14 protein-coding genes, 2 tRNA genes and 2 pseudogenes are annotated in these 20,687 nt (G+C 41.5%); 7 read left to right on the forward strand and 11 right to left on the reverse strand.

Annotated elements, in window-relative coordinates:
• Positions 1-633 precede the first annotated feature (633 nt).
• Positions 634-909 (forward strand): hypothetical protein, encoded by a 276-nt coding sequence (locus tag H4W00_RS10800; protein WP_209958115.1) that lies wholly within the window; start codon positions 634-636, stop codon positions 907-909.
• 59 nt (positions 910-968) lie between these two features.
• A complete protein-coding gene (locus H4W00_RS10805) occupies positions 969-1,961 on the forward strand; it encodes a methyltransferase (protein WP_209958117.1) in 993 nt (330 codons plus the stop codon).
• Between the two features lie 45 nt (positions 1,962-2,006).
• Here the strand turns inward: H4W00_RS10805 and H4W00_RS10810 are convergent, their stop codons facing one another.
• The 7 genes from H4W00_RS10810 to H4W00_RS10840 all read right to left on the reverse strand — a co-directional run bounded on the left by H4W00_RS10810 (position 2,007) and on the right by H4W00_RS10840 (position 12,964).
• Entirely contained in the window at positions 2,007-3,188 is a 1,182-nt protein-coding gene (locus H4W00_RS10810; RefSeq protein ID WP_442966470.1) for an ABC transporter ATP-binding protein, read from the reverse strand.
• A 292-nt stretch (positions 3,189-3,480) separates the two neighbouring features.
• Positions 3,481-5,169 carry an ABC transporter permease gene (locus H4W00_RS10815; protein ID WP_209958122.1) on the reverse strand — a complete coding sequence of 563 codons (1,689 nt, stop codon included), beginning with the start codon at positions 5,167-5,169 and terminating at the stop codon, positions 3,481-3,483.
• 71 nt (positions 5,170-5,240) lie between these two features.
• Entirely contained in the window at positions 5,241-6,365 is a 1,125-nt protein-coding gene (locus tag H4W00_RS10820) for an extracellular solute-binding protein (protein ID WP_209958125.1), read from the reverse strand.
• Between the two features lie 217 nt (positions 6,366-6,582).
• Positions 6,583-7,329: a 16S rRNA (uracil(1498)-N(3))-methyltransferase gene (locus H4W00_RS10825; protein WP_209958128.1), complete on the reverse strand. Its 747-nt coding sequence runs from the start codon at positions 7,327-7,329 to the stop codon at positions 6,583-6,585.
• 301 nt (positions 7,330-7,630) lie between these two features.
• Entirely contained in the window at positions 7,631-9,286 is a 1,656-nt protein-coding gene (locus H4W00_RS10830) for a 3-deoxy-D-manno-octulosonic acid transferase (protein WP_442966471.1), read from the reverse strand.
• Between the two features lie 276 nt (positions 9,287-9,562).
• Positions 9,563-11,191, reverse strand: a complete 1,629-nt coding sequence (locus tag H4W00_RS10835) for a tetratricopeptide repeat protein (RefSeq protein WP_334684955.1) — start codon at positions 11,189-11,191, stop codon at positions 9,563-9,565.
• Positions 11,192-11,326: 135 nt separating this feature from the next.
• The gene (locus H4W00_RS10840; protein ID WP_209958132.1) at positions 11,327-12,964 is read right to left on the reverse strand and encodes a cardiolipin synthase; all 1,638 of its coding nucleotides are present in this window, start codon (positions 12,962-12,964) and stop codon (positions 11,327-11,329) included.
• A 404-nt stretch (positions 12,965-13,368) separates the two neighbouring features.
• Here H4W00_RS10840 and H4W00_RS10845 point away from each other — a divergent pair.
• Both H4W00_RS10845 and H4W00_RS10850 read left to right on the forward strand, forming a co-directional pair.
• Positions 13,369-13,444, forward strand: a tRNA-Val gene (locus H4W00_RS10845).
• Positions 13,445-13,482: 38 nt separating this feature from the next.
• Positions 13,483-13,559 (forward strand) — tRNA-Asp (locus tag H4W00_RS10850).
• A 339-nt stretch (positions 13,560-13,898) separates the two neighbouring features.
• On the opposite strand, the gene H4W00_RS10855 is transcribed toward H4W00_RS10850, so the two are convergent.
• Both H4W00_RS10855 and H4W00_RS10860 read right to left on the reverse strand, forming a co-directional pair.
• Positions 13,899-15,176, reverse strand: coding sequence for an McrC family protein (locus H4W00_RS10855; protein WP_209958133.1), 1,278 nt, complete (start codon positions 15,174-15,176; stop codon positions 13,899-13,901).
• Positions 15,173-17,503, reverse strand: coding sequence for an AAA family ATPase (locus H4W00_RS10860; protein ID WP_334684956.1), 2,331 nt, complete (start codon positions 17,501-17,503; stop codon positions 15,173-15,175). Before H4W00_RS10860 ends, H4W00_RS10855 begins: the two co-directional genes overlap by 4 nt.
• 357 nt (positions 17,504-17,860) lie before the next feature.
• On the opposite strand from H4W00_RS10860, the gene H4W00_RS12650 reads away from it, so the two are divergent.
• The 3 genes and pseudogenes from H4W00_RS12650 to H4W00_RS10870 all read left to right on the forward strand — a co-directional run bounded on the left by H4W00_RS12650 (position 17,861) and on the right by H4W00_RS10870 (position 19,794).
• Positions 17,861-18,199, forward strand: coding sequence for an IS630 transposase-related protein (locus H4W00_RS12650; RefSeq protein ID WP_334684838.1), 339 nt, complete (start codon positions 17,861-17,863; stop codon positions 18,197-18,199).
• 13 nt (positions 18,200-18,212) lie between these two features.
• A pseudogene (locus tag H4W00_RS12655) lies at positions 18,213-18,704 on the forward strand (IS630 family transposase); the annotation flags it as partial.
• Between the two features lie 16 nt (positions 18,705-18,720).
• Positions 18,721-19,794, forward strand: a complete 1,074-nt coding sequence (locus tag H4W00_RS10870; protein WP_209958134.1) for a leucine-rich repeat domain-containing protein — start codon at positions 18,721-18,723, stop codon at positions 19,792-19,794.
• Here H4W00_RS10870 and H4W00_RS12660 read toward each other — a convergent pair.
• Positions 19,781-20,272 (reverse strand): annotated as a pseudogene (locus tag H4W00_RS12660) (IS630 family transposase); the annotation flags it as partial. The gene H4W00_RS10870 and the pseudogene H4W00_RS12660 sit on opposite strands and share 14 nt — an antisense overlap.
• Before the next feature lie 13 nt (positions 20,273-20,285).
• On the reverse strand, positions 20,286-20,624 hold the full coding sequence (locus H4W00_RS12665) for an IS630 transposase-related protein (RefSeq protein WP_334684838.1): 339 nt from the start codon (positions 20,622-20,624) through the stop codon (positions 20,286-20,288).
• Between the last annotated feature and the right edge of the window lie 63 nt (positions 20,625-20,687).

Below are 20,687 nucleotides of genomic sequence, written 5' to 3' on the forward strand. Positions count from 1 at the left end.
GGTGCTGACAAGACCGCCATAGTAGACCGCCATGGTAGACAGCCAATACTGCAGCTCCTTCGACTTGTGCTAACAGTATCAGATCAGTTATATTCGCCGCTCTAGCATCTGCGTTAGCCTCACTTTTAACGGCGGCTAATGTAGCAGCAAACCTGTCTTGAACGTTATCAATTACTGGCGCTATCCTTAGCAGCAATCAAAAGGGAGTTTCTACATTTTAAGCAGTTGATAAGAGGCAGATTTGTGTCTGGTACCTTACTGCTCATACATCTAAGATGTTACTAATAGCTACTACGAAATGTACAAATATCTAGCATTGCACAATATAAGCCGCCGATAGAGTAAGCCGCCGATGGAAGCCGATGTTTAGAGGCTGATTTTTAGAGACTGATTTTTAGAGAGTGATGTTTTAAAACTAACTTTGATACCCTATAGTAAACAATGTAGTAAACAATGCTTCGTTCATTACCTTTAATAGTGACAATAGAATAGTTTCAAGAGCCACTTACTTCATGAAACTTTCAGTTATTGTAGACAAAATATTTCTACCCGCTACACTAGGTACAGTTTAATATAGGTGTTGACTATATCGCACGCAAAATACGGCCACTCAATATATAGGCGTTTATTTTTATGGACATTGTTTTGGCTATCGTTTGGATCTTGGCGATGGTGTTGTATAGCTTTTCTAGCGATTACGCCACCGGTTTTCCCAATCATAATAACAAGGCCTTACCGTTTGTGCGCTGGGGTTCGCTCCTAGTTGCTATGGGACTATCCGCCTATTTGGCGCAAGTCTATAAAGCCAACTTGCAAGGCTCTGGTATTTGGGTATTTGTTGCGGTGGTGTTTGTAATCATTACCTTATCCAAACTGATCTTTAAATGGGTTATTAATAGACGGCGCTAGTGCAGTGCCGTTTAAACAACCTCCCCGTGAACACCATAGTAAAGATATCGTAAACTCTTATGCAAAATGATAATAAAGACAGCAATAACCCAATAGCTAATGCCTTAGCTACCGATAACAGTCACACTGCAGAATTAACAACATCTAATGAAACTAATGAAATCAGAAGCGATCGCAGCTTTGATACCATCGCCGATCATTTTGAAAAGAAGGTGTATGGTGGCTTAAAAGGTGAGATTCGGCTAGCAGTGCTACGTCGTGATATCTTCGAATATGCTGATAAGCTGACTAAAATGCTTGCACGTCCGCTACGTATTTTAGATGTCGGTGCAGGTCTTGCACAAATAGCCATCGATCTTGCCCTGCAAGGTCATAGCGTGGTGGTCAATGATATCTCAGAAAACATGCTTAATAAGGCCAAAGCCAGTTTTGAAAAACAACAGGCTGTTGCCAATAACAATGTTTTTGATGAGAAGGTTTTTGATGAGAAGGTTTTTGGTGCTGTGACCTGGGTGGTCTGCCCTTATCAACAGCTTGAGGCGACGCTAAGTATTGACAATGGTCACCTTGATAGTAATGGTATTGATAAAGCGAGCATTGATAAATCAGACAAGTTTGATTTAATTCTATGTCATGCTTTGCTGGAATGGCTGGCAGAACCAGCAGCGATCATGGACTTCTTTGATGCTCAGCTGACCGATAATGGCGCACTGTCGTTATGCTTTTATAATCCAGCGAGCTTTGATTATCGCAATCTTATTATGGGTAATTTTAATCTACTCGACAGCCCGTCTTACAAAGCAGACAACGAGAAAAGCTTGACCCCAAACTATCCGGTAGCCAAGCAGCAAGTAGAATCATGGCTACAAGCGCATCATTATCAAACCATGCTTACCAGCGGACTGCGCGTATTTCATGACTATACGCCACTAAAACGCGGGGGCAATACCGATCCTGAAGCAGTGATACGGATGGAGTTACGCTACTCACAGCAAGAGCCCTATAAATGGTTGGGGCGCTATTTACATATATTAGCGACTCGTGAGACCTAATTCTAATAGATGTCACCAAATATCGTAAGGCCTTTCAACATCGGTTTATGACATATGATAATCTGACCAGGTTGTAGCGTTGATATTTTTTTCATCGAAGACCACCACATGTTTAAGCATCGGTAAAATACCAATACGTGTGCCAACCGGATGGTTATGATGGCTGGAAACCAAAGACAATACTGTCTGGCCATCGTCCAACTGCAAGCGATACAGATAGTTTGCGCCGCGAAATACTCGACCAACTACCAGTGCAGTTTGGGTGCTGTCATCGTCATGAATAATATCATCAGGACGCACCAATACCTTTATTAATGTGCCATTGGGATAATCATACTCGCAATATCGTGGCTGCCCTCTATCATCATATACTTCCATACGCCGGTAAATATCGCCTAGCGCAGTCTCGACATGACCTTCTTTAATGACCCCATCTATCATGGCGCCTTCACCCACGAACTCGGCGACAAATGGGCTGACGGGCTCATGATATAGCTCAGTTGGAGTCGCCCACTGTACCAGTTTGCCTTGGTGCATAACCCCAACCTTATCCGCTAAGGCAAAGGCCTCGTTTTGGTCATGAGTGACTAAAATTGCGGTAGTGTTGGTACGCTTAAGAATATCGCGAACGCTCATAGCCAATGATTCACGTAGCACCACATCTAAATTAGAAAATGGCTCGTCAAGTAATAGTAACTTAGGCTTCGGTGCTAATGCGCGTGCTAATGCTACCCGCTGCTGCTGGCCACCTGAAAGTTCGGTGGGCCGTTTGTCAGCATGCTCTGTCAGCTCAACCAGACTCAACATCTCAGCAACCCGCGCTTTTTTGTCAGCTGCCGACCATTTATTAAGGCCAAAAGCGATATTTTTTGCGACGCTTAAATGGCCAAATAAGGCATAGTCTTGGAACACCATACCCATTCCACGCTTGGCCGGCGCGACCGCAAATGAGGTACGAGCAGCTTGCTCAGTCAAACGCTGGTTGTTTAGGCCAATTATCCCAAGACGGGTAGGTTCTAAACCGGCAATAGCGCGTAACGCGGTAGTCTTGCCACAACCGCTATACCCTAAAAAGCAACCAATTTCCCCTTGCTGCAAGGTTAAAGACAGCCCATCAACGACCGTAATATTGTCATAACCAACGACTAAATTCTGCACGCTAAAATAGGGCTTATCAGCGATGTTTGCTTTATGGCTATCTTCTCTAGACTCTTGATTGTTATCCATATGATTGTTTTTAGTTTGCAGCTTTATAGACCGGGTGGTTTTCTCAAAAATATTAAGTCGCGCCTTGGTCTTGGTTGACTTTGGGGATAATTGGTCTGTCGAATCGTTAGTCAAGTCAGTATACATAGACGGTACCATTAGGCGATAAATAAGAAGCGATGAATGAGAGAAACGGTAAAAATAGCACAGTGTGACAAAGCATTAAAATAACAATTGGTCAGACAAAGCACTTAAAGTAATCATACTCAGATAATAGTCTATGCTATTTTTTATCAGTTTATAAGAGAGCAAGTTAACCTGTTTTGTCACTCTGGCGCAACAATATCCAGACTGGAAGCAGCCCGACCAACACAATCAATAAGCTCGGCAGTGCAGCGCGCGCCCACATCCCTTCACTGGTCATCTCAAATACCCGTACTGCTAACGTATCCCAACCCTGCCGACGGGTCATCAAGGTAATGGGCATTTCTTTCATAACCTCAACAAAGCCCATCAATAGTGCAGTCAACACTCCAGGACTAAGCACAGGCAATACCACTTGTCGCCAACGTTGTAACGGACTATCACTGAGTAATTTAGCAGCGGCTTCCTGATTGACAGTTAGACGCTGTAGTTGCCGGTCTACCGGTTGAAAGCTGACGGTCATAAATCGTGTCGATAAAGCCAGCAGCATGACAATGACACTACCTGACAGTACCTGATGCGAGGTAATACCGAAGGCAATCAGCTGATTATCAACCCAAGCAATAGGTATAAAAACCCCGACAGCCAATACGGTCCCCGGTACCACATAACCTAAATTAGCTAAAGTAGTCAGTAGCTTAGTGGTTTTATCCGGATACTGACGCTTGACCCACGCGATAATAATCGCTAAAAAGGCAATAAAAAGCGTGGTCATACTAGCAATGATTAGGCTGTTTGCGACAAAATCAATATAGCGTGCATCAAAATCTTGCCGAAAGTTCATCGCTGTCCAATAAAGCAGCTGCAAGAATGGTATTAAAAAAGCAATTAAAAACATCGTAGTACACAATAGCATCATGGCAATTTTGGCTGGAGTACTGGCATCAAAACGGCGGTTACTGCCTTGAGTGACCGCGTTACCGCGCCGTGCTTGCCAATATTGCTCAAACAGTACTACGATAAATATCACCCCAATTAACAGAGCCGCCAACTGAGCCGCAGTGGTCAAGCTAAAAAAGCCAAACCACGCCTTATAAATAGCTGTGGTAAAGGTATCGACGTTAAATACAGACACAGCACCAAAGTCAGCAAGGGTCTCCATGCTGGCTAGCAATAACCCGCCAATCACCCAAGGCAATGCTTGCGGCAAGGCCAAACGAAAAAATATACGACTGCGGCTCAGTCCTAGCATTTGGCCGGCTTCAATCGCACGCCGACCTTGCGATAAAAACGCTTGGCGAGCGAGCAAATACACATAAGGATAAAAGGCCAACGACAAGACCAAACCTGCGCCCCAGACGTTACGTACTGATGGTATGGCGGTACTAATGCCCAAATCACGAAGTGCGGTCTGCAAAGGGCCACTAAAGTCGACAATGCCTACCGTGACGAAAGCCAGTACGTAAGCCGGCATCGCAAGCGGTAGCATCAGCGCCCAAGAAAAAAACCGCTGACCAGGAAAACGATACATGCTCGTCACCCATGCCAACGCCGTACCGATAGTACCAGAAATGGTGGTGACCATTAACAATAAAATAGCCGTATTCTTGAGTACTTGCGGCAGGACATACTCACGCATGTGGGTCCAGATATCCGCTACAGGCTGGGTCCACGACAGTAGCACTACTAAAATAGGTATCAGCATAAACAACGAAATCAGTCCTAAGACTGATTTTGAGGTGATACGTTTGCGAACAGCATGATCTTGGCTGACAGCCTGATGGTTATTATCACTGCCAACATTATTATCATTGGCAGTGTCGTCTTGACGATCGGACGCTTTGGGCATTGTCATCATAGAATTAGTGTTATCATAGAATTATTACCATTTCAGACGCATAAAGACCATACAAACTGACTTATCGGTCGTTATTTATAACCGGCTTTATCCATCATTTTAATCGCTTGGGTCTGCAACGAGCCAAACTTTTGTACATTAATAGCGTCTTGTTTAAACTCACCCCATGATCTAAGCAGCTCTGACTCATCGATACCTTCTTTTACCGGATATTCTTTATCGGCGCTGGCATAAACACCTTGGGCTTTGTCAGATGACAACCATTCCATCAACTTGAGAGCACCATCTGGATTGTCTGAATTTGCTATCACACCAGCACCAGAGATGTTTACATGCGTACCAGTCGTGTCTTGGTTTGCCCAGAATATTTTCACAGGGAAGTTAGGCTTCTCATCAAGGATACGGCCATAATAATAACTGTTGGCTAGGCCCACTTCACACTGGCCAGCAGCGATAGCTTCTAACATGCTGGTGTCATCACTGAACACATCAGTGGCTAAGTTATCAACCCAGCCACGGATAACTTGTTCAGTTTTTTCCTCGCCTAAGTTTTCAATCATGCTAGCAACCAATGACTGATTATAGACAGCTTTCGAGGTACGTAAACACAGCTTACCTTTCCATTTTGGATCGGCAAGATCTGCGTAAGTAGACAACTGAGTAGCGTCAACTTTGCTTGGATCATAAAAAATAGTACGTGCACGTAACGACAAACCTGTCCACTGACCTTTTGGATCACGGTATTTAGCTGGAACGTTAGTCTCTAGAACAGTAGAAGATACAGGTTGTAGCAAGCCTTGTTGTGCTGCTTGCCATAAATTACCGGCATCAACAGTCAATAACATATCCGCTGGGGTGTTTTTACCTTCAGCTTGTAAACGTGCCATTAGTGGACCGGTCTTATCAGTCACTAGCTCAATTTTTACCCCAGTCTCTTCAGTATATTTATCCAGTAACGGCTGGATCAACTGCTCATTACGTGATGAATAGATAGTAACTACCTGTCCATCATCAGTAGCAGCGCTATCAGTAGCAACACCTTGCTCAGCAACCGGTGCTGTGGTTTCAGCATCGGTATCCTGTTCAGGGGTAGACGCTTTATTACACCCTACCAACCCTAACATCATGCTAAATACAGCAACCGATAAAGTAAGCTTGGTAGAAGGTAAACGTGCGCTGACCGCATTCAAGGACATGGGTTTCTCCATAGTAATAACACAAATAAGTAAGGGAAAACGATATTATAAACGACACGCCATCAAGACTTATAACCGGATAATATCTAGAATCAACATACTAATCGAAATGAGACTAATTATCAATACATTTGTATGGACGTCTAATCTGAATATTTTTGTTGACTCAAAAACACTCATAAAACTCGTATTTAATAGTAACATTTCGACCTGAATCTCATAACAACCACTGACCAAGAAGTGCATTTACAGCCGCCTCGGTCCGCAGTACTCGCCGACCGATATTAACCGCTTGGCAACCTTGCCCAGCAAGTAACTCGATCTCGTAATCAATCCAGCCGCCTTCTGCCCCAATACAGACCACGCTTGGTAATGAGCTTTGAGGTTGAAGCGCAGAATAGTACGCAGAGTGTTGCTGTAGATATTGTCCTAACGACAGCTCACTATAAGGGTGTGCCACAATAGCGCGGTTAGTGATTAAACTTGCCAGCTGGTCTTCAACAAAAGGTTTAAAGCGTTTTTGTAGAGTGATACGCGGGGCAATAGTATCAACGCCTTGTTGCAAGCCTTCTAATACGAACTCATCAAGACGCGCTAATAGTGGACTCTGCCAATAGCTTTTTTGAGTCCGATAACTATTAATCAGTACAATATCACGCACGCCAAGCGCGGTCATATCCATAATGAGACGCCGTAATACTTTGGGGCGCGGTAATGCTAGCACCACAGTGACCTCAAGCTTGGGCGGCGGGGCAAGGGACAGTTGTACATTGCCAAGCTGAATCTGCTCAGACGTCATTTCATCAATGATTGCGGTGCCAAGATGACCACCAAGCTGTCCAATTTTTAGTGTATCGCCCACTTGCGCACCTAATATTTTATTAATATGTTCAATTTGCTCGGGGGCATCAATCAATGCGTTTGCTAGCGAAAAATTAGCAGCTGGCAATAAAATACAGTTCATACAGCAAGTCGCTTAGTATTAGTAATTAATGTTAGTAATTAATGTTAGTAATTAGGAGGAATGATGAGCGTTAGATACCCATATCAGGTACTAATGTTAAGTACCCATATCAGGTACTAATGTTAAGTACCCATTTTAGATACCGATAAAGTAATGATTGTTAGGGATAAGAGAAAGCGAGTATTGTCGTAGACTCCTTGCAAAAGTGCCATTTCATTTTTATTGACTCCCACTAACGAAATTTCAAGGGTTAGCGACGACTTATGCAAAAGATCTAGTGGTTAAACGGTATGAATAAAACCTAAGCCTTATTACTATTAAATTGCTTCACAACCTCTTCAATCATAGTCAGCTGACGAGTCAGTACTGATTGCTGCTGTAGGGTTAACTGCTCACCTGCCTGCCCTGCCAATGTCGCCAGCTGCGGATTACTAAGCCAAAGCTGCAGTTGCTCATAAATTAGTGTGGTATCAGCAATTAATGCTGGTTTAGGAGAAAACTGCGGAGTTTTTTCTTCGGACTTATGTTGCTTGACTGTCTGTCCATCGGTTATCTGTTCATCAATAACAAGAGGCTGATAAAAATGGTTATCTGGCTGATATAACGCACCCACACCCGCCAGCTTATCTACCACGCTTTGACAAGACTGGGTATAGGGGCCCATCAATACCGGCGTGCCCACACTCGACGGCTCAACAGGGTTATGCCCCCCGACAGCAACCAATGAGCCACCGACCAGTGCCACATCAGCTAGCGTATACCACTGCATGAGCTCACCCATACTATCGGCCAGATAAACTTGCGTCTGTGTGCTAATAGCTTCGTTAATACTACGGCGCGCCATACCTAACCCTGACTTTTTGATCAGGTCTGCTACCTCGTCGAAGCGTTCAGGATGTCTGGGTACGATAATTAATAAGGTGTCAGCAAGTGCGGGTATTGATAATATCTGCTGCTGTAATGATAGCGCGGCCTCTTCTTCACCGCTATGGGTACTTGCAGCAACCCAAATGGGACGATTTGATTTTCCCAACTCAGTACTAATACCATTTTTGATATTACTCTCAACAGCACCTTTTTGCTTATCTGCTGGCTTCTCCGTTTGCTTCTCTGCAATGGCATTATCGTCATTTATATGATTAATTTTTGCTTCACGTTTAGGGGTGTTAATGACCCATTTAAGGGAGCCGGCGACCCGAATTTGTGTACGATAGGCGCCTAGCTGACAAAAGCGCTGAGCAGATTCATCATCTTGCGCGATGATTAAAGTCAGGTTCTGCATCATGCTACGACTTACCGCACTAATTTTTTGATAGCGGGTAAAAGACGATGCTGACAGCCGGCCATTAACTAGTATGCTGGGAATATGATGCCCAGCAAGCTTGGCCAAAATATTTGCCCATAACTCGGTTTCCACAAATAAAGCAGCCACTGGCTGCACATGTGCCAAAAAGGTCTCAATCACTGCTGGACTGTCCACCGGTACATAACTGTGACTCAGTCGCCCTTGAGCAATATCATCTGCAAAACGGCTCGCGCCACGAGCAAAACCAGTCTGCGTCGTGTTGGTCAGCCAAATCTGATAACCATGCGCTAATAAAGCGTCCAACAAGGGCGCAACGGTATTGGTCTCACCCAACGATACCGCATGACACCAAATTACTGTCTGATTTAGACCGACTTTATTAACATCAGCACTGCTAACATCAGTACTGCTAGTATCAGCACTGCTAATATCAGTATTATTGATATCAGTAGCATTGATATAATCAAAACCAGCTGTCGGTCGCGGTGGATAATCTTTACCAAAGCGCTGCGCCACTTCTTGCTGATAATTATCGCGATTATGCGAGCGATGCCAAACCTGCATGCGATATAAGGGTTTTATTAAGCTAATGATAAAGCGATAATACCAAGGTGGCGTGCTAGGCGTGCGCATAGTCAGTGGTGCAGACATGCTTTTCGTAGTCTGGCCAATTGGCTGATCTGCAGCCGTAAGCAACTCAGATTCAGACACTGGTTTATGCGGTGGCACAGGAAAAGATGGCATGAGAACGCCCATATTAATAATTGATGAGATAGTGATGAAGTGATATTGATAGAACCATAATAAAACAATAGAGGATATCTAGCTAAAAGCTATCCTGTCAAGAAATACGCCCATTCTACCTGCCGGTAACGCTTATCCATAATCTTTTAAGCGATGCTATTTAAACTATTAAAACACAGCTCTTTAGACGAAAATGATTAACAACAATGCGACCACTACAATCACTCCAATCAATAATTGATAACGCTTAATACTGTGCTGTTCTTGCTGGCGTGTCGTTATCAACGCTTGCGCTTGTTGCCATTGACCGACCAAACTAGCGGCTTCTACATGACCATTCTCTGCCGCTTGTTCTAGCCAATACTTTCCATTATTTATATCCTGCGGCACACCTATCCCTTGATAATAGATTTTACTTAATAGACGCTGAGCCCGAATATCTTTTTCATTAGCCGCCTGCTTAATCCAATCAACCCCAGCCGCTTCGCCAGTAGTGGTGTCTTTACTAATCGCTGCATCTACTGAGTGGTCGGCTAGCAAACCTTCGTCTAATAGTTCATACATAGCCAGCCGTATCATAGCAGTGGTATTACCAAGGGTCGCGGCGTTTTGCAGCATTTTAAGAGCATGCTGCTTTGCCGCTTGATGAGACTCTAAAAAAACGACTTGGGCACGCGGTTTGTTCTGTTTAGCAATATGACGCTCAAACTGATCAAGTACTTTACAGGCTCTTTGATACTCAGCATCACCCGCGGTCTGTACCACCTCAATCTCGTCCAGCTCTATGAGCAATTGGATAAAAATTTCAGGCGTTGGCGATGCAGTTGAAGGTACTTTTGCTTTGGGTAATGCTGAAGATGAATCATCATTCGTCAAAGGAGTAGTCGTCGAAATTGTAGATCTACTATCAGCTAGGCTAACTATTGGTTTGAGAGTATCGCTAGCAAGATTGTTTAACCTTGTATCAATTATAGTGGTTGTGGTTTCAAAACCAATGTTAGGAGCCGTTTTATCAGTCGCTTTATGAGAAACAGCAAGAGCCTCTTTGGCGCCTATTTCAGGAAGAAGATCATCATTTACCCGCTGGGTAGCTGTCACAGATTGAGTGGCGTTTGGACTGATAGTGGCGCTTGAATTTAAAGCGTTATTTGCTTGCAAACGTGCCGCTGTAGGTTCAGCAATAATGTTCGGTAGCCGTGCGCTAACTGCCTGATATAAGCCGTTAGCGACTTGTCCGCCTTGTACAGCCCTGAACTGTCGATCAATGTGACCAAATAGACGCAATCCTATTGGCTCTAAGACGAAAAACACAGACGCGCGTGCGTGCTCATTGTGGTTGACGCGATTACTATCTTCGTTCCCGCTACTCTTTGTATCATGGGCAGCAGCAGTCGCAGATACCTCATTATACAACACGGCCATGTGTTGATAAAAGTCATCGACTGTCAATAGCAACTCAGGATAGTGGGTACGCAGCTCAAACTGACCATACCAATGCGGCGGATTTTGCCATTGCCGTGCTAATACTCGTCCCGCATAAAATGCCAAAAACACCAGCAAATTACGATAACGCTCATCCGCTAATATTGTGGTCTCGTTCCAAGTGTCGGACTTAACCAGGTCACGGCGTATTTGTGATAGTAGCGTATCTATACGCTGTAAACTTATTAACGACCCATCTAATTGACAGTTGTGCAACTCTACTTTATAAGCAATACCACCAGCAATAGGGCGACTCGCTAAGAAGTCTTGCCAGTAACCTTCTGCGATATAATCAAGAGGTGTTAAGGGAGAAACAGACATAGCAGGCATGAGGCAGGCGTATCCTTTCATAAAATCAGGCTGCGGTGGCCATAATAAGTCAATAACGACAATAATAAAATCTTAATGGCTCACCTTAACCTAAAATCTAAGCGCCTACAATATAAGTACCTACAATATAAGCAGTTATAATAAGGGACTAAACAGGCGTACTACATTATCGAATAAACGCTCGTAATCACGGCGCTGCTGCCATTCATCTAGCTCTAAAAAACGACAGCTTTGTAAGTAGGTTTCCTGACAGTCAGCGACTTGTGCGACCATTTCTGGCGTATAAATCGCCATACTGACTTCCATATTTAAATAAAAACTGCGCATATCAATATTGACTGTGCCAAATAGACAATAATCATCATCGATGATCACTGTTTTGGCATGTAATAATCCACCTTTAAACAAGGCGATAGTCACCCCCGCTTCTAGCAGCTCTTGATAATAGGCCTGCGAAGCATGCTGTACTAAAAACGAATCAACCTTTTCGGGAATAATTATGGTTACTTCAACCCCGCGCTTAGCCGCCGTCACCAATGCCCCTGATAGCGCTTCATCAGGGACGAAATATGGTGTGGTGATCCGTATACGTTTATTAGCGCGATGTATAATAGTCACTAAAGTATTATAAATGACATGCGCAGTCACTTGTGGCGCTGAGGGAATCAACTGTGCTATCACCCCTTCTACCACCGGCATCTGCGGAATCACAATTGACATTGCCCCTGCGCTAGGTTGTTCGATATGGTCTGCGGCGTTCTCTAGCACCTTTACGCGACTGTTCATATCGTTAATAGTGGGATGTCGCACATACAATTTACGGGTATAGCTGTTCACACGTTGATGCAACGCATCTAAGTTGTCACTACTTTCAGCACCAATATCGGTAATCACGACCTTGGCCATCGCAGTAGCGATATTGATCGGCTGCTGGCTAAAACTACGTATAGCCACATCGATCCATTGACCAATATCTTTGTCTTGCTTAAAAAACTTAGGATCTACTAAGTTAAAACTGCCGATATAACCAATATATTCATCAATGACTACGATTTTACGGTGATTGCGCAAATCAGAACGCTTAAACAAGGTCTTAAACAATCCCACTGGTAATGACTGGTGCACAAAGACGCCAGCACGTTCTAAATCCTTATGCTCAGCACTATTAAAAAAGCTAAAACTACCCACGCTGTCTATAAGAATATGACATTCTATCCCGCGCTTGGCGGCGGCTATCAACGCTTGTAGCACGTCTAATATCCGTCCCTTAGGATAGATGATATAAAACTCCATCAAAACACTACGTTGTGCGGCGTCAATATCGTCGATCAAACGTTTAAAAATAGCACTAGGGTGCGTCAGTAGCTGCATTTGATGATCTGAAAAAACGCCAAACCCCGTCCAGCGAGTGCCAATTTGACTAACACCCCGATAATGCTCAGGGAGTAACTCCTTACCTTGATCAAAAATCAAACGCTCACGCTCTGCCATTTCGTTCATAAGCAGCCGCGCCTGATCCATGCGTTGACGATAGCGGCGCCCAACCATTGGTTCACCAACCAAGATATAAGCAATCAGTCCAAACAAAGGCAGCGTATACAAAATCGCTATCCATGCAATCGCTACCCCGATGTTGCGCTGCACCGAGACAATACGCAAGGTCAGCACCACCATAAGAATAATGTGTAAAATCAGACCATATCCTGCAAAATCGGCCCATGACCAGGGTGCAAGTGGTTGTTCAGCAGCTAAAGCGATTATGTGCGCCTCCATCAACTAATTTAATCAAAACTAATTTAATATAACCATTCAATGTAACCGTTCAATGTAACCGTTCAATGTAACCATAATCACTAAAACGCTATAAGTATAGTGGTTTTTGACCACTACATAACAGGTAACTATACAGTTATACTATATTATGTGCACCTGGTTCTCTCTAAGTCTCATGCGCTAATAATAAGCACGGTATAAAATATATCAAATAATATTTGACAGGCAGATGTAAATGTATATAATACACACCCACGGCAAGGGGCTTTAAACAGTTCTAGGTTGTTAGATGTTTTATGATTCTAGAGTGTGACATCTTTAGATAGCAAAGCCTCTAGGAAATTCTATTTAAAGAATTTCACTTGCGAAGCTAAAATTGCAATGCAATTTTTTAACGCTTCTCAGGGTGATTAGCTCAGTTGGTAGAGCGTCTGCCTTACACGCAGAATGTCGGCGGTTCGAACCCGTCATCACCCACCACTTCTTAGCAAGTGTTAAAACATGCTAAAACGACCTAAGCAGCGGTAGTTCAGTTGGTTAGAATACCGGCCTGTCACGCCGGGGGTCGCGGGTTCGAGTCCCGTCCGCTGCGCCACATTTAAAACGAATTTAAACTTTCGAGTTTAAGCAAGTTTCGCCTCAAGTATTAGTTTACTTGAGGTTTTTTTGTGTCTGTAATTCTCCTTAAAGTCTTTATCCGTAAGGGTTAGTTATTCTGTCTTTATTAATCCCTAAGAAGCAATCTACTCTTTAACAATGTATTCTCTATAAGTCTGCGTGCATGTACTTTACCTTTTGAAAATCGGTGACCAAGTGCTCGGTGACCAAACGGTGACCATTTTGTGACCAAGGTTATTAAAAGTTGCTGACGGTAAATGATCCCTAAGTTTTATGCTTATCGATAAGTTCAGGAGATTAAAGGATTAGCCTCAAACTAAGTTTGAGGTAAAGACGGAAACCTTTCTACCCATTCACCGATAACCAATTTGTCAGTTTCAATACAAAATGGTATTGCCCACAACCTCAATTTTTCTGCTAAATAAAAACACTCCAAAGGTATTTCGAACTGATGATGCTTAGGATAAATAAGCATCATGTCTCCACTCCCATCTAAATACTTATGACCATAAGCAAACAACTGATAAATATCTGACTGGCTAATATTGTAGTCGTTATCATTGCTGCTTAAGTTTATTAACTTCCATTTGGTATCGAGTATATGGTAATTTTTTCTTTCTTTACTAATTAATAAATCAGGCTTTAACTGAAAGCGCGTTTTTAAACCTTCTTGGTCACTCACCATGTGCTTACTAGAAGCTTGTGTTGTTAGTTGCCATGGTGCTTTGATATCTTGTCGTAGGCAGTTTGCCACATACTTCTCGAACAAAATTTCCATTGGGAATAACAATGCAATACCCCGGTGATCTCCCTTTTGAAAGTTTGGATTAAGCTTTTCAAGTATTAGTTGGCACCATGGCTTTATCGCTCGGTAGGATTGCAATATTTTGATGTCTGACCATTTGGGCATTGAGTTTAGAGGCTCTCTAAGACTCGTTATAGGGTCTAAGATATGTGATAGCTCATTAGCCAGTCGCCAGTTCTCAGAACTCCTACAGTGCTGCTGTACGTAATCCAATGCCGTTTTAATTAATTGATTCTCAAGTCGATTTGGATGATAGACGTCATGACGAATATGAAAAAGATGAGCTCGGCCAACCGTCTGTCTTTGTTGAACTGCAATATCAAGCTGGCCACGAATAAATCTACTTTCTTCTTCGATTCTTTGATAATCAAATCTGAGCCCAGACGCTACCAACTCCTTTAACAGATATAAAAACTGATAGTATATCCACTCATGAATAGGTAAGTTCATTCGATTGAGACTGGCAGACTGAGCCTCTTTATGAGATAGGTTTAAAGTGGATCTTAGCATTTTGCATAAGACAGCTCTGCTCTTGTCCGGCTCTTGAGCACCTAATCCTGTCTTTGGTAGTATCTCAATACCTTCGCCGCAAGGACTTTCTAAATAACCTACATAAGAGTGAAGCTTCAAGTATTGTGGACGCTTATAAGTAATAAACCGCCCATAGCTCTCTTTTTCACTTAACTCCACTAGCCAATTGAAAGTTTCTTGTTCGATGATAGCTAAGTCTAAGCTGGGGAATGCTGTCCGATCGGTAGTCAGCTGAGCATATTCTCTGACTTGAATCATGCTTCGCTATCCGAAGATTTAGACTTAGGCTGGGTTAATATTTTCTTATAGGATTCAGGGTTGTTAAAAGCAGTCTCATTGATATGGTAGCGACGATCATTTAAACCGTTGATACTACTATCAAACAATTCACTAATTGCTGGAGATATATTCCCAGTTTGAATAAATTGTTCTGAGTTATGTTTGCTAGGATCATTCAATACCCAGCCAATACGCTCCCAATCTGAAAAGAAGTATTCTTGCAGTAACGGGATAATCCGTCTCTTGAAAATATTGCCTAATTCAATTTCTTTTTCGTCATCTGTATTCAAGTCTTTTAACGACCAAAAGTATGAGTGACCTATAGTGTGTTCACGATCTAAAAGTACTTCAATACGCTGATTGATTACTTTCAATAAATCAGCGATTTCTATATCGTATACTTCTACACCTTCTAATAGTTCAGGTTTAGGTAGTAGCTCAATAAAATCAAAACGGCGACGTAATGCTAAATCCAGCTGTGCGAGTGATTTATCAGCGGTATTCATAGTCCCTAGTACGTAAAGATTTGAGGGCACTGAGAACGGTAATTTTGAGTAAGGCAGTATAACTTCGCGCGCATCTGTACCACCTTTACGCTTATCAGGCTCAAGTAATGTAATAAGCTCACCGAAGATACGAGATATGTTTCCGCGGTTAATTTCATCAATAATAATCAAATATGGTAACTCTCTAGAATTGGTAGTAGGTTCTGGAGTAAGCAATTGTTTTAATTTTTCTCGATCAATGGTTGTGTCACGTAACTGGTAAATAGCCATTTGAGACAATGACTTATCAAATAAACGTTCTTTTGGAAGACTCGGGCTATATATACGCAGCCACTTAACTTTTCTTAATTGCTGAAATCCATAACGCTCTTTCGTGTCTAAAAATTCATAGTCGTCTGTAATCTCAGCAATAGCACGAAATTTATGGTTGCCATCAGATATGATTACTAGGTCGCCAATACTAACTGCATTTTTGAAAATATTAACAGCTGTAGCTTTATAATTATTAGGATCATCAGCTAAAGAAATGTTATGCGATTGCTCTATCTTTGCAACCACTTCTCTACGATTACTACAGTTGGAAAAGTCGATGTCATCACCCCAACCTAGAAGCACATAATTGTTATCAATGCATTCATTAAATATCTCATTCTCATCGGAGATATTAGTATTTCCTAAAGAAAGCTTCCATATATTCTTACCTTCAATATTGACTGTTTGCGTAGAGCCCGTCTGTTCTGTTGTTATAGCATTAGTACATAATTGCTTGAAAATACCATCAACCACTTCATAGCTAATGTTTGAATTATTATCGTTTCCTTCTACAACTACAGGTCTAATTCCTTCAACGAAATCCTCATAAGAAAAACTTTGATGGAATGTTGTGAAAGCAATACGTCCTTTTGCCGTTAACTCATCATACTTAGCTTTTATAAGCTCTCTTCTCTCTGGCTCATCTAGGTATTCATTATTCAATTCATAATACCAATCGGAAGCAACGCACTGTACAGCAAGTTCTGTAGTGTGGTAGGTCTTACCCGTCCCCGGAGGACCATATAATATGCGACTTAGACTTGGAGCCACTATCATAGTTTCTTCAGAGTGATTACTACTCATCATAATATTAATTCCATTTACAAGATTCTCTGTAGATGCTTCATCATATATTTGACAAAAAGGTTTGTTAGAAATTTCTTTTACTCTATCTAGCGTACGTTTATAGTCTTTCCAGTTAAAACTCGGGATCTCAACTTCATGATGGACTAGCCAACGCCTCACATGACTATCTATAGGAAGGTAACTACTAGGACAAACAAGGTAAAGGCAAAGCGTAATTAAAACAAATCCTGTGTCGGGTATAGCTAAGGCTTGCTTAAAGGTTTCAGCTTGTATATTCGACGCTCTAGCTTGATGAAATAGCTTCCATAAAACATCTCCTATTTCAGATGTATGCAGTTTAGGGTCTTCTGGAAAAACGTACTTTTTACAATCTTTAAAAAGTGGAATACCATCATAATCTGCAGGAGTAATAGCATCTGAACGCATTATATGAAAAAGATCCACTAACAGATTATGTATCGATTGGCTTCTTGTGATTAATAAAAAAAACGTAAAGGGATCCATCATACTTACTGCTTGAAAACCAATTTCGTTCGTAGACTTTCTCGAAATACTGATTCCGTTCCTTCTGAGTATATCTAATAGTCTTTCCTGATTATTCTCGTAATCAACTATCCAATTAGCAATTGCCTCAAACGCAGGCATCCACGTATATTTTTCACTACTATGTTTTGTAACCATTAAGCACTTATCCAATTAAAAATTTGTCTACGACTTAAAAATAAAAATTTTCTCGGCACTAACCCAGTGGGCAGTCGCTCAAGTATTTGAGACTATACTCATGCCACTAAAGGCATATAAAAATAGGAGCTACACCATGAGTAAGTCTACACAAGCAAAGCCAACTTCGAACCAAGGCAACGGCGGAAACTGGCCAACTAAGAACGGATCAAACAATTCGTCAGGATCAAATCGTGGAAATGCAAAGCCTAAATAAATTCAAATATAATTAATTTGGAGAGGCAGATGCGGTATAGTCAATTTCCTTTAAAAATGTTATAAACTAAACCAACTAACCTATTACTATTATAAATACTCATGACTTATTCACTAGATTTTCGCAAACAAGTCCTTAAAAGCTTGGACGGGGGTATGACCTTTGCTCAGGCGGTTGATTTCTATGATCTTAGTCCAACCACCATACAAAACTGGAAGCGGCGTGTCCACAGCAAAACAACAAGGCAAACTAAACCTCATAAGATAAGCGATGACGTTCTGCTCAATGATGTTAAAGAGCATCCTGACGATTACCAGTATGAGCGAGCTCGTCGATTAAACTGTAGCCCATCAGGCATTTATCACGCCTTAAAGCGCTTAGGTATTAGCAAAAAAAAAGACCTTAGAGCATCCAAAAGCTTGCCCCCTAAAGAGAGCTAAGTATCTAAGCAAACTCAACGACTATATCACTCAAGGCTTTGCTATTGTATACATGGATGAAAGCGGCTTTGAGTCTGAAACCCTGCGTCCCTTTGGCTATGCACCCATTGGAACCCCATGCATTGATAGCTATAACTGGCAAGGTAAAAAAAGAACCAACGTTATTGGTGCTTTATATGAAAAGATACTGTTTGCGCTTGATTACTTTAATAAGAATATCAATGGCGACATATTCTACAACTGGTGCAAATATACCTTAATTCCAAGCCTTAAACGTAAGTGCGTGATTGTGATGGATAACGCAAGCTTTCATAAACGTGTGAAAAGACTGCTTAACAGGCATGGTCACAGGCTTCTATTCTTACCCCCTTATAGCCCTGACTTAAACCCTATTGAGAAAAAATGGGCACAAGCAAAGTTTCTACGCCAAGGATGGATGGAAAACGACTTATCTAAATTGTTTTATGATATTAATCCTTGTCATAACACTTTTATTTTGAATTGACTATAGCAAGGGTTTAATGACTAGCAAAGGTCGTAGGAGCCAAATCAGTTTAACGACTGATATCATCAAAGCGGCGGCAACATCACGAGCCTCTAGCCAAGTATTAGTTGATGATAGTTGGATGGAGAAAATATGGGATTGGGCAGATGAATTTAAGATTCCTGAGAAAACAATACCACGTAATCGAGATGAACTACTGGCTATAGATACTCTAATTATTAATACAAAAAAATCGGTTATTTACACAAATAAACTTAAAGGGCATAAAGATACAGTCTTATCTAAAATCGACTATATACCTGATGAATTAATATATCTTACAAACCTTTCTTTTATTGCATTTGTTGGCCTTAATTTGAGTCATTTACCATACAACATAGGTAATCTCAATAATTTAATTACACTTATGATTATTGACAACGAGCTTAGAGAGCTACCTGAAAGCATCGGTCAGCTTAGCAATTTAACTGAACTTAATATTAGCTATAACGAGCTTAGTAAATTACCTGAAAGTGTATGTCGACTCAGTAACTTAACTAAACTTAATATCAGCTCTAATGAGCTTAGAGAATTACCTGAAAGTATAGGTCAACTCAGTAACTTGACAGGATTTTATGCAATTAAAAACGAGCTTAGAGAGCTACCTGAAAGCATCGGTCAGCTTAGCAACTTAACTAAACTTTATGTTAGAAATAACGAGCTTAGTAAATTACCTGAAAGCATAGGTCAACTCAATAACTTAACTGAACTTGCGGTTGAGAATAATAATTTAAAGAATAAAGATGTTGAGAGTTTGCTATATAAGATTGCCGTAGCAAAAAGAAGATATACGGGCGGTAAACTTGATACTGAACTTAGAGAGATTAGATCTTTAGCAGCAAAAATGGCTGAAGATAATTTTAAAGAGATAAAATCTTGTCAAGATAACCCCACCGAAGCCTGTCTAAATCAGCTTAGAGTTGATTATAGTAACGTTAATTTTGAAGAGCTTGAGAATGTATATCGTTTATATCCTGGTACACAAACGACTTTAGATGGTTATAAACAAAACAACAATTCTGTCGTTTCTTGTATAGTCAATTCAAAATAAAAGTGTTATGACAAGGATTAATATCATAAAACAATTTAGATAAGTCGTTTTCCATCCATCCTTGGCGTAGAAACTTTGCTTGTGCCCATTTTTTCTCAATAGGGTTTAAGTCAGGGCTATAAGGGGGTAAGAATAGAAGCCTGTGACCATGCCTGTTAAGCAGTCTTTTCACACGTTTATGAAAGCTTGCGTTATCCATCACAATCACGCACTTACGTTTAAGGCTTGGAATTAAGGTATATTTGCACCAGTTGTAGAATATGTCGCCATTGATATTCTTATTAAAGTAATCAAGCGCAAACAGTATCTTTTCATATAAAGCACCAATAACGTTGGTTCTTTTTTTACCTTGCCAGTTATAGCTATCAATGCATGGGGTTCCAATGGGTGCATAGCCAAAGGGACGCAGGGTTTCAGACTCAAAGCCGCTTTCATCCATGTATACAATAGCAAAGCCTTGAGTGATATAGTCGTTGAGTTTGCTTAGATACTTAGCTCTCTTTAGGGGGCAAGCTTTTGGATGCTCTAAGGTCTTTTTTTTTGCTAATACCTAAGCGCTTTAAGGCGTGATAAATGCCTGATGGGCTACAGTTTAATCGACGAGCTCGCTCATACTGGTAATCGTCAGGATGCTCTTTAACATCATTGAGCAGAACGTCATCGCTTATCTTATGAGGTTTAGTTTGCCTTGTTGTTTTGCTGTGGACACGCCGCTTCCAGTTTTGTATGGTGGTTGGACTAAGATCATAGAAATCAACCGCCTGAGCAAAGGTCATACCCCCGTCCAAGCTTTTAAGGACTTGTTTGCGAAAATCTAGTGAATAAGTCATGAGTATTTATAATAGTAATAGGTTAGTTGGTTTAGTTTATAACATTTTTAAAGGAAATTGACT

It is taken from the genome of Psychrobacter sp. PL19 (assembly GCF_017875835.1).
In the GTDB taxonomy this organism is placed as follows: Bacteria; Pseudomonadota; Gammaproteobacteria; order Pseudomonadales; family Moraxellaceae; genus Psychrobacter.

Excerpts from the sequence above, each read along its gene's own strand:
- H4W00_RS10800 (WP_209958115.1), top strand. The coding sequence starts at position 634 with ATGGACATTGTTTTGGCTATCGTTTGGATCTTGGCGATGGTGTTGTAT.
- H4W00_RS10805 (WP_209958117.1), top strand. The coding sequence starts at position 969 with ATGCAAAATGATAATAAAGACAGCAATAACCCAATAGCTAATGCCTTA.
- H4W00_RS10810 (WP_442966470.1), bottom strand. The coding sequence starts at position 3,188 with ATGGATAACAATCAAGAGTCTAGAGAAGATAGCCATAAAGCAAACATC.
- H4W00_RS10815 (WP_209958122.1), bottom strand. The coding sequence starts at position 5,169 with ATGATGACAATGCCCAAAGCGTCCGATCGTCAAGACGACACTGCCAAT.
- H4W00_RS10820 (WP_209958125.1), bottom strand. The coding sequence starts at position 6,365 with ATGTCCTTGAATGCGGTCAGCGCACGTTTACCTTCTACCAAGCTTACT.
- H4W00_RS10825 (WP_209958128.1), bottom strand. The coding sequence starts at position 7,329 with ATGAACTGTATTTTATTGCCAGCTGCTAATTTTTCGCTAGCAAACGCA.
- H4W00_RS10830 (WP_442966471.1), bottom strand. The coding sequence starts at position 9,286 with ATGTCTGCACCACTGACTATGCGCACGCCTAGCACGCCACCTTGGTAT.
- H4W00_RS10835 (WP_334684955.1), bottom strand. The coding sequence starts at position 11,191 with ATGCCTGCTATGTCTGTTTCTCCCTTAACACCTCTTGATTATATCGCA.
- H4W00_RS10840 (WP_209958132.1), bottom strand. The coding sequence starts at position 12,964 with ATGGAGGCGCACATAATCGCTTTAGCTGCTGAACAACCACTTGCACCC.
- H4W00_RS10855 (WP_209958133.1), bottom strand. The coding sequence starts at position 15,176 with ATGATTCAAGTCAGAGAATATGCTCAGCTGACTACCGATCGGACAGCA.
- H4W00_RS10860 (WP_334684956.1), bottom strand. The coding sequence starts at position 17,503 with ATGGTTACAAAACATAGTAGTGAAAAATATACGTGGATGCCTGCGTTT.
- H4W00_RS12650 (WP_334684838.1), top strand. The coding sequence starts at position 17,861 with ATGACTTATTCACTAGATTTTCGCAAACAAGTCCTTAAAAGCTTGGAC.
- H4W00_RS10870 (WP_209958134.1), top strand. The coding sequence starts at position 18,721 with ATGACTAGCAAAGGTCGTAGGAGCCAAATCAGTTTAACGACTGATATC.
- H4W00_RS12665 (WP_334684838.1), bottom strand. The coding sequence starts at position 20,624 with ATGACTTATTCACTAGATTTTCGCAAACAAGTCCTTAAAAGCTTGGAC.